We start from the raw sequence: 9,039 nt of genomic DNA, 5'->3' as shown, positions 1-9,039 counted from the left end.
CTGGATTTCGGGCCGGATCCGTCGTCGCACAGCCGGTGCACTCTCGGCGGGATGATCGGCAACGACGCGTGCGGGAACCGGTCGGTGCGCGACGGGCGGACCAGTGGGCATGTCGTGGCGTTGGAGATCGTGACGGCGGACGGTGTGCGGGCCGTGGCCGATCAGGCGGGTCTGCATCCGCATGATCCTCGTGACGGGGCGCGCGTCGCCCGGCTGGAGGCGGACCTCAAGCGCCTGGTGCAGGACAATTTGGCGTTGCTGCGCACGGAGTTGGGGCGTATCCCGCGTCAGGTCTCCGGTTATCAGCTCCAGCACCTGTTGCCGGAGAACGGCTTCGATCTGGCCCGCGCGCTGGTGGGCACCGAAGGCTCCTGTGCGGTCGTGACCGCTGCGACGGTCCGCCTGATGGCGACCGCACAGGCCTCCACCCTCCTCAGCCTCGGCTACGACGACGTGGTCGAGGCGGCCGAGGACGTGCCGGAGATCCTGCGTTACTCGCCCAGTGCGGTGGAGGGCATGGACGAGGCGCGCCCGACGGGTCGCCGACCGCGTGCACACCTTCACGGGTGCGCTGACCGATCTGGCCGACCCGGGCTGGAGCCCGCCGCCGCTGCCCGACAGCGTCGTGCTCCAGACCCACTGCCACGAATACGCCACCTTCAAAGGCCGCCACCCCGCCGACCTGCTGCGACGGCTCGGCGTGCACAGCGTCGACGAGGCCGAAGGATGCTGCGGCCTGGCCGGCAACTTCGGCTTCGAAGCCCAGCACTACGACACCTCCATCGCCGTCGCCGACCTGGCCCTCACACCCCGCCTCGACACCCTCGACGGACGCCCCGTCATCGCCGACGGCTTCAGCTGCGCCACCCAGATCGACCACCTCGCCGACGGCCGGGACATCCACGCCCTGCACCTCGCCGAACTCCTCGACCCCGAACCCGGCCCCCGCACCACTGACTGAGCTCAGCTCCCCGCGGGTGCCGACGCACCCTTGGAACTGGCTGGTTCCAGCCACCCACCCGACCGCCCCACGCCCGGCCCCCCTCCCCCTGCCGGGCGTGGGGTCTCGCTCTGACAGGGGCTCCACAGGTCGGCGGGCGACTCTCCGGGCCACCTAAAAAAGCCCCAACTCGCCTTTCCAGCACGGGAGTTACCAGCCAGTTCCCGGCACTCGAAAAATCATGCGGATCCAGCCGGAAAACTTTCTAGTTTCAGGTTGGAACTGGAACGAACGATGGTATGGTCTCAGCCACAGCAGCGAGCAACCTCGACGGAAAACGGACGGAAGGTGTGCCTGCAGATGACTTCCACGCTTAGTCGGGCAATCGCCCACTACCCCAATCGGTTCGACCCGGGCGCGGTGAGTGAACTCCCCGAACACCTCCGCAAGACCATCGAGCGCCGCGACCGGGTCCTGGGCCCCGGATACACGCTCATCTACAAGGAACCCGTCGAATTCGTCTCCGGTCACGGCGCCCACCTGATCGACCGTGACGGCAATGACTATCTCGACGCCTACAACAACGTCCCGTGCGTCGGGCACGCCCACCCTCACGTGGCCGAGGCCGTGGCCCGGCAGATGACCGCGGTCAACACCAACACGCGCTATGTGCAGGAAGCACTGGTCGACTACGCGGAGCGGCTTCTCGCGACCTTCCCCGAGGAGCTGTCGAAGCTGAGCATCGCCTGCAGCGGCTCGGAGGCGAACGACCTGGCCATGCGCGTGGCGAGGTTCCACACGGGCGGCGAGGGCATCATCGTCACCCGCTGGGCCTACCACGGCATCACCCGCGAGGTGGCGAGCTTCTCGCCGACCCTGGGCGCCGGCTCACCGCTCGGTCCGAACGTCCGGCTCATCGACGCTCCCGACCCGCGCATCGTCGCGCCCGGTTCCACACTCGACGAGCACATGCGGCAGCAGGTGCGCGGCGCCATCGACGACCTCGAGCGCCACGGCTACCGTCTCGCCGCGCTGATCACCGACTGTGCCTACAGCAGTGACGGCATCTTCACCGACCCGCCCGGCTACATGCAGGCTGTGGTGGAGGAGGTGCACGCGGCGGGCGGTGTCTACATCGCGGACGAGGTCCAGTCGGGATTCGCCCGGCTCGGGGACTCGATGTGGGGCTTCAGCCGCCACGGCGTGGTGCCGGACATCGTCACCATGGGCAAGCCGATGGGCAACGGTCTGCCGATCTCGGGAGTGGTCTTCCGCCCCGAGGTCTGCGAGGAGTTCGGACGCAACGTCCGCTACTTCAACACCTTCGGTGGCAGCTCCATCCCCGTGGCCGCCGGCGCCGCGGTGCTGGACGTCATCGAGAAGGAGAACGTGCAGCAGCGGGTCCTGGAGAGCGGCAAGGCTCTGCGCGCCGGGCTGCGGGAGATCACCAAGGACTCCCCCTACGTCTCCGAAGTCCGCGGCGCCGGTCTCTTCGTCGGCGTGGAGATCGTCAAGGACCGGGAGACGCTCGAGCCCGACCGCGCACTCGCCGAAGACGTCATCAACGACATGCGCGACCGCCGCATCCTGATCAACGGCACGGGCACGTCGGCGAACACGCTGAAGATCCGCCCCCCGCTGGCCTTCGACTCCGCCGATGTGACCCGCTTCCTCGAGACCTTCGCCGAGGTCGCGAAAAACCGCCTGTAGCAGGCCGGCCGAAGGGACTGACCGTGAACACCTCACCAGCTCCGACCTTCGCACAACGGCTCCTCGAAGAGAGCGGCCTGACGTCGTCCCATCAGCCCATCGACGGGATGCTGGTGAGCATCTTCCTTGAGAAGCACTACCGCCTCGGCGGGCGTCTGGACAGACTGGCGACCGAGAAGGACGACACGTTCAGACTCGGCACCGAGTCGAGCCGCCACCTCGTGAAGGTCTCACCCCCTGAAGAGGCCGAGGGGGTCGTCGCCCTCCAGACCGCCGCGATGCGCTACCTCGAGAGCACCGCCCCGCATCTGCCCGTACAGCGGGTGAAGCTGACCGCCGGCGGAGAAGACCATGTGACCATCAGGCTGAACGACGGCAGGACCCGGATCCTGCGGGTGTTCGACTTCCTCGAAGGCCAGGTCCTGGCCGATGCGGACCCGGACGCGGAGCAGCTCGCCAAGGCGGGCGAGATGCTCGGGCTGGTCGATGTGGCACTCGGAGAGTTCTCACACCCGGCAGACCGACGAGGTCTGGCGTGGGACATCCGGCACTTCCACCGGCTGGCCGAGCTGGTCGAGCACACGCCTCACCCCGAGCACCGCCGGTCGGCCCGAACGGTCCTGCGGCTCTTCGGCGAAAACGTCGTCCCGAGCCTGGACGATCTCGAGACCCAAGTCATCCACGGTGACTTCAGCCCCTACAACATCGTGGTGGATCCCACGACTGATCGGTTCGTCACCGGGGTCATCGACTTCGGCGACACCGTGCGCAGTGCGGTGATCTTCGACCCCGCCGTCCCCATGGCCAACCTGCTCGGCAGGACGCCGGATGATCCCTGGCGGGACGCCTGCGCCTTCTTCGCCGGCTACCGGCGGGAGCGGCCTGTCCGGGCCTTCGAACTGCCGTTGCTCCCGGTCGCCGCGCTGGCGCGACTCACCCTGCGTGCGCTGATCACGAACTGGCGCGCGGAGCGCGTACCCGAACGGCGCGAGTACCTCCTCGACCACGCCAAGGACGACTGGATCAACGTCGAGCGCTCCTTGAGCGTGCCCCTGGACGACGTCGTCGCGCACCTGCGGGAAGCCCCTCACGGGCCTTCCTGAACAACCCCTCCCCGCACCTGTGCGGTTCCCCGAGAAACAGATTGGAACATCTCCATGGCCATTCCCTCCCTGCAGTTCCGACCGAAGTACGTCTCGTTCGACTGCTACGGCACGCTGATCGAATACCCCATCACCCCCATCACGTACGAACTCGTCGGCGACCAGATCCCCGCGGAGCAGTGGGACCAGTTCGTGCGGGAGTTCCGCGGCTACCGCTACGACCAGGTGCGCGGCGAGTACTACCCCTACGAGCAGGTGCTCCAGGACTCCTTCGAGCGGGTCTGCCGCAAGTGGGGTGTCAAGGCCGCGCCGGACGCCGGCAAGCGGTTCGCCGCCGGCGTGCGCAGCTGGGGACCCCACCCGGACGTGGTGGAGCCGCTGAAGAAGATGGCCGAGCACTACAAACTGGTGATCCTCTCCAACGCCGACGACTCCTTCCTCGCGGAGAGCGTGCCCAAGCTCGGGGCGGACTTCCACGCGGTCCTCACCGCTGAGCAGGCCGGCTACTACAAGCCCCGCTACGCCGCTTTCGAGTACATGCTCGAGAAGCTCGACGCGTCCCCCGAGGACTTCGTGCACGTCGCCTCGCACACCCGTTACGACCACCAGTCGATGCACGACATGGGCTTCCGCAACCTGGTCCTGCTGGACCGCGGCTACGACCCGGTGACCCACGGCTACGACTACGTCACCGTGAAGTCCCTGGACGACCTCAACACCATGCTCGGCATCTGACCGAAGCCACTACTGTCCCGCACGGCAGACGTCCGGGTATCTCCTGCGATTTCTGTCTGCCGTGCCGGACACATCCGGTGCTTTGCGCACCTGGACCAGCGTTCTCTTCTCCTTCTCCCCGGTATCGCGCGGCACCCCCATGCGCCCTGCGCGTTTCCGTTGGTCGATCACGACGTGCCAGCCGGTCCCCGGCGACCCGTACGTCCCCGCAACACATACCCCCCGTATCCCCAGCGATTTCCAGGAGGCACCGCCATGGAAGGCAACCGGATAGGACGCAGAACCGTACTTCGCACCGCAGGCGCTCTGGCCGCCGCGACGGCGATGACCGGATGCGGCTCGCTCATGGGCAACGGCGAGAGCCGCACCGCGTCGGGCGGCGGGAAGAAGCGGCTCGTCGTCAGCAACAGCGGTGGCGCCTACAACGACGCGCTGACCAAGGCGATCTACGAGCCTTTCACCAAGGAGACCGGCATTACGGTCACCACCGTCAACTACCAGTCGGCGCAGGTCATCGCGCAGGTCAAGCAGGGCCGTCCGCAGGTGGACCTGATGGACAACGGGCTGCTGATCTTCCAGAAGATGGCGCGTCTGGAATGTCTGGAGCCGGTGGATTACGACCGGCTGAAGAACGTCAAGGGTGCCGGAATCGACAAGGCGCAGCTGGCGGAGCACGCGGTGGGCAAGAACGTGTGGGCGAGTGTGATGGCGTACCGCACGGACAGCCTGAAGCGGGCGCCCAGGAGCTGGGAGGACTTCTGGAACACCGATGCCTTCGCCGGTCCGCGCTCCCTGCAGAGCGCCGAAGTGGACCTGCCGGAGCTGGAGTTCGCGCTGCTGGCCGACGGTGTACCGATGGACAAGCTCTATCCGCTGGATGTGGACCGGGCCTTCAAGTCGATGTCGCGTATTCGCGGCGAGGTGAAGAAGTTCTGGAACACCGGCGCTCTGCCGGCGGTGCTGCTGGGCCGTAAGGAGGTCGTCGCCACCAGCCTGTGGGGCGGCCGCGCGGACGAGCTGATCAAGCAGGGCATGCCGGTGGCCTACCAGTGGAACGGGGCCCGCCGGATGACCAGCGGCTGGGGCATCCCCAAGGGCGCGGACAACACCGACGCCGCCTACAAGCTGATCGACTTCTCCCTGCGCCCCGAGATCCAGGCGGGCTTCGCCAAGCTGTACTCGGGCAGCCCGGTCGTCCCGGCGGCCATCAAGCTGCTTTCGGAGGACGATCTGGTCAACCAGCCGACCTCGCCGAAGAACCTCAAGACCGGTTTCGACGCGGACGTGGCCTGGTGGGACAAGAACCGCGACGCCGTCACCAAGCGCTGGCAGGAGTGGGCGGATGCCTGAGCGGACCACCAGCCTCACCACCGGGAAGCTGTCGGTCGACGAACTCGCCGCCGTCCTGGCTCCGCAGTCCAACTCCGCCACCGGCAAGTCATTGTCGGTGACGGGGCTGCGGAAGTCCTACAGCGGGACGACGGTCGTCGACGGGGTCGACATGGACATCGCCGCGGGTGAGTTCGTCACCTTCCTCGGCTCCTCCGGCTCCGGCAAGACCACCACGCTGATGATGCTGGCCGGTTTCACCGAGCCCGACTCCGGCAGCATCACCGTCGACGGCCGGGACATCACCCGCCTCAACCCAGGCAAGCGTGACTTCGGATTTGTCTTCCAGCAGTACCTGCTGTTCCCGCACATGACCGTCCACGAGAACGTCGCCTTCCCGCTCACCCTGCGCGGGGTGGACAAGGCGGAGATCCGACGCCGGGTCGGCGAGACCTTGGAGGCGGCGGGCCTGTCGAAGTTCGCCGGCCGCAAGCCCCGTGAACTGTCCGGCGGCCAGCAGCAGCGCGTGGCGCTGTGCCGGGTCCTGGTCTACCGTCCGCCGATCGTGCTGATGGACGAGCCGCTGGGTGCGCTGGACAAGAAGCTGCGTGACCAGATGCAGACCGAGATCAAGACCATCCAGCGTGAACTTGGCCTGACTGTCGTCTATGTGACGCACGATCAGGAGGAGGCGTTGGTTCTGTCGGACCGGATCGCCATCATGAAGGACGGCCGGATCGAGCAGTTCGACACCCCGCGCGGCCTGTTCGAGCGCCCTCGCACCCCGTTCGTCGCCGACTTCCTCGGCGCCGCGAACTTCCTCACCGGCAAGGTGGAAGAAGGCGGGGAAGGCAGCAGCACTCGGATTCGGCTGGACACCGGCGGTGTGCTGACGGCCCGCGCCCACGCGTGCGTGCCGGGGCAACGGGTCCGTGCCGCGGTCCGACCGAGCAAGCTGCGCCTGGTCAGCGCCGAGGAGAGCTGCTGCGCCGGCACGGTCGAAACAGCTGTGTACTGCGGTTCGTTGACGCGGGTGACGGTCCGTCTGGACGGTGCCGCGCCGGGGACGCCGCCGCTGCGGATCGAGACCGCCGCGGCCCCGCCGCACGTGGGTGAGCGGGTGTGTGTCACCGCTGACCGTGAGGACGTCAGTGTCTTCGACGAGTCGGACGGGGGGTGAACCCGTGGCCGGCACCGCTCTCGCACCCGGCAAGGTGCGCGTGAAGACAACCTCCGCAAAACGCGGGCACCGCTCACGCCTCGCCCTGCTCAACGCCGTCCCCGTTACGGTGTTCCTGCTCGTGCTGTTCGTCTACCCCATCATCGGGGTGCTCTCCCTCAGCCTCAAAGGCGACACCGGCGGCTTCACCCTGCACTGGTACACCGACGCCCTCACCGGCGTGAACCTCTCCGCGCTGGTCTCCACCCTGCGCATCTCCGCCGAAACAGCGGTGCTGAGTCTGCTGGTGGGGTTCGTGCTGGCCCACGCCATCGCCCGCATGCGACCCGTCTTCGCGGCGCTGGCGATGCTGATCGTGGTCGTGCCGCACTTCATCAGCGCCCTGGTCCGCACCTACGGGTGGATCATCATGCTCGGCGAGCACGGCATCATCAACACCCTGCTCACCTCCGCGCACGTCCCTGGCGCACCCTTCTCGCTGCTCTACAACGAGACCGGTGTGGTCATTGGCACCACCTCCGTGATGCTCCCCTACACCGTCCTCGTTCTCCAGGGCGTGATGCGCGGGGTCGACGGCCGGCTCCTGGCCGCGGCCGCCGGGTTCGGCGCCGGGCGCTTGACCATCTTCACCCGCATCTACCTGCCCCTGGTCGCCCCCGGCGTCGGCACGGCAGGACTGCTCAGCTTCATCCTCTGCCTGGGCTACTACATCACCCCCGCCCTGATGGGCGGCGACAAACAAACCGTCGTCGCGGCCCTGATCGACCAGCAGGTGATGAAGCAGGACCAGTGGAACTCCGCCGCCGCCTTCGGCGTCATCCTGCTCCTGCTCACCTTCGCCGGACTGGGCATCCTCGGCCTGGCCAAGCTGCGCCGTAAGAAGGCGGCCGCACGAAGGAGCAGCTCATGATGGAACTGCCTCCCACCCGGGCCGGCCACATCGGCCGCGCCCTGAGTGCCACCGCGATCCTGCTGTTCCTGGCCCTGCCCATCGTGATCATCCTGGTCACCTCCTTCGGCGCCGACGGCATCGGCACCTTCCCCCCGATGGACTACAGCACCCGCTGGTACGAGCAGATGGCCGCACCAGGCGGGAACTGGGCCACCTCCATCGCCCTGTCCAGCCTCATCGCCGCCCTGACCACCGTCTTCGCCCTCATCCTGGGCGTGACCGCGGCCACCGCCCTGGCCCGCGGCCGCCTCCCGCTGCACGCAGCCGTCTACGGCCTGGTCCTGGCCCCCATGCTCATCCCGCAAGTCGTCATCGCGCTCGGGCTGTTCCTGTTCTTCGAACCCGCCGGCATGCTCGGCAGCCCCCTGGCCATCGCCCTGGGTCATACCGTGCTGGCCGCACCCATCGCGATCCTCATCATGATCTCCACCCTGCGTGGCATCGACGAACGCCTCGAAGACGCCGCCGCCAGCATGGGCGCCAGCCGCCTCACCATCGCCAGGCGCATCACCTTCCCCCTGGCCACCCCCGGCCTCATCGCCGCAGCGATCTTCTCCTTCATCACCAGCTTCGACGAATTCTTCATCGCCCAGTTCCTGTCCACCCCCGACACCCGCACCCTGCCGGTCCTGGTCTTCAACGCCCTCCAATTCGACGTCGACCCGACCGTCACCGCCGTCAGCGCCGTCCTGATCGCCCTGGCCATCCTCGCCCTCGCCCTGGTCGCCCTCGTCCGCAAACTCGGCGGACACCGCAACCAGCAAGGCAGCGTCCTCCCCGTCGAACCCCTCACCTGATCCAGGAACCGTCCTTCTCACCGAGAAGAGCGAGCCGCCCGGGTTCATGGGCTGCTGAACCAGCGGGGCCGGGCGTCTCTCCCCCGATGCCCGGCCCCGCTCCCCTCGACCTGCTCAAGCGTCACGACAGCGGCCGCACCTCCACACCACCAGCTGCATCACGCCCTAAGGAGAAGACCCGCCATGACCACGCCCGTTGTCCGTGATGTTCCCAAGCAGCTGTTCATCGGTGGTGGCTGGCAGGACGCGGAGTCCGGCCGGACCCTGCCGGTCGACAACCCGGCCACCGGCGA

8 protein-coding genes are annotated in these 9,039 nt (G+C 67.7%); all 8 read left to right on the top strand.

The window, feature by feature from the left end; all coding sequences use genetic code 11:
• Nucleotides 1–550 precede the first annotated feature (550 nt).
• The 8 genes from AC0665_RS37545 to AC0665_RS37510 all read left to right on the top strand — a co-directional run bounded on the left by AC0665_RS37545 (nt 551) and on the right by AC0665_RS37510 (nt 8,746).
• Nucleotides 551–961, top strand: coding sequence for a hypothetical protein (locus tag AC0665_RS37545; protein ID WP_478611397.1), 411 nt, complete (start codon nt 551–553; stop codon nt 959–961).
• A gap of 339 nt (nt 962–1,300) precedes the next feature.
• Complete coding sequence (locus tag AC0665_RS37540) at nt 1,301–2,650, top strand: aspartate aminotransferase family protein (RefSeq protein WP_468412621.1); 1,350 nt, start codon at nt 1,301–1,303, stop codon at nt 2,648–2,650.
• 23 nt (nt 2,651–2,673) lie between these two features.
• On the top strand, nt 2,674–3,753 hold the full coding sequence (locus AC0665_RS37535) for a phosphotransferase (protein WP_478611403.1): 1,080 nt from the start codon (nt 2,674–2,676) through the stop codon (nt 3,751–3,753).
• Between the two features lie 54 nt (nt 3,754–3,807).
• Nucleotides 3,808–4,488 (top strand): haloacid dehalogenase type II, encoded by a 681-nt coding sequence (locus AC0665_RS37530; RefSeq protein ID WP_358956873.1) that lies wholly within the window; start codon nt 3,808–3,810, stop codon nt 4,486–4,488.
• Between the two features lie 255 nt (nt 4,489–4,743).
• Nucleotides 4,744–5,838 carry an ABC transporter substrate-binding protein gene (locus tag AC0665_RS37525; protein ID WP_478706824.1) on the top strand — a complete coding sequence of 365 codons (1,095 nt, stop codon included), beginning with the start codon at nt 4,744–4,746 and terminating at the stop codon, nt 5,836–5,838.
• The gene (locus AC0665_RS37520; protein ID WP_478611409.1) at nt 5,831–6,997 is read left to right on the top strand and encodes an ABC transporter ATP-binding protein; all 1,167 of its coding nucleotides are present in this window, start codon (nt 5,831–5,833) and stop codon (nt 6,995–6,997) included. The genes AC0665_RS37525 and AC0665_RS37520 overlap by 8 nt, the downstream gene beginning before the upstream one ends.
• 4 nt (nt 6,998–7,001) lie before the next feature.
• On the top strand, nt 7,002–7,907 hold the full coding sequence (locus AC0665_RS37515) for an ABC transporter permease (RefSeq protein WP_478706823.1): 906 nt from the start codon (nt 7,002–7,004) through the stop codon (nt 7,905–7,907).
• Nucleotides 7,904–8,746 carry an ABC transporter permease gene (locus tag AC0665_RS37510; protein ID WP_478706822.1) on the top strand — a complete coding sequence of 281 codons (843 nt, stop codon included), beginning with the start codon at nt 7,904–7,906 and terminating at the stop codon, nt 8,744–8,746. Before AC0665_RS37515 ends, AC0665_RS37510 begins: the two co-directional genes overlap by 4 nt.
• Nucleotides 8,747–9,039 lie beyond the last annotated feature (293 nt).

Source organism: Streptomyces sp. NPDC043685 (genome assembly GCF_056436585.1).
The sequence above is the reverse complement of the archived record's forward strand: the minus strand, read 5'-3'. Positions and strand labels throughout refer to the sequence as shown.

Bases quoted from the DNA above. Each gene is read 5' to 3' on its own strand.
- AC0665_RS37520 (WP_478611409.1), top strand. From the start codon at position 5,831: ATGCCTGAGCGGACCACCAGCCTCACCACCGGGAAGCTGTCGGTCGAC.
- AC0665_RS37540 (WP_468412621.1), top strand. From the start codon at position 1,301: ATGACTTCCACGCTTAGTCGGGCAATCGCCCACTACCCCAATCGGTTC.
- AC0665_RS37525 (WP_478706824.1), top strand. From the start codon at position 4,744: ATGGAAGGCAACCGGATAGGACGCAGAACCGTACTTCGCACCGCAGGC.
- AC0665_RS37510 (WP_478706822.1), top strand. From the start codon at position 7,904: ATGATGGAACTGCCTCCCACCCGGGCCGGCCACATCGGCCGCGCCCTG.
- AC0665_RS37530 (WP_358956873.1), top strand. From the start codon at position 3,808: ATGGCCATTCCCTCCCTGCAGTTCCGACCGAAGTACGTCTCGTTCGAC.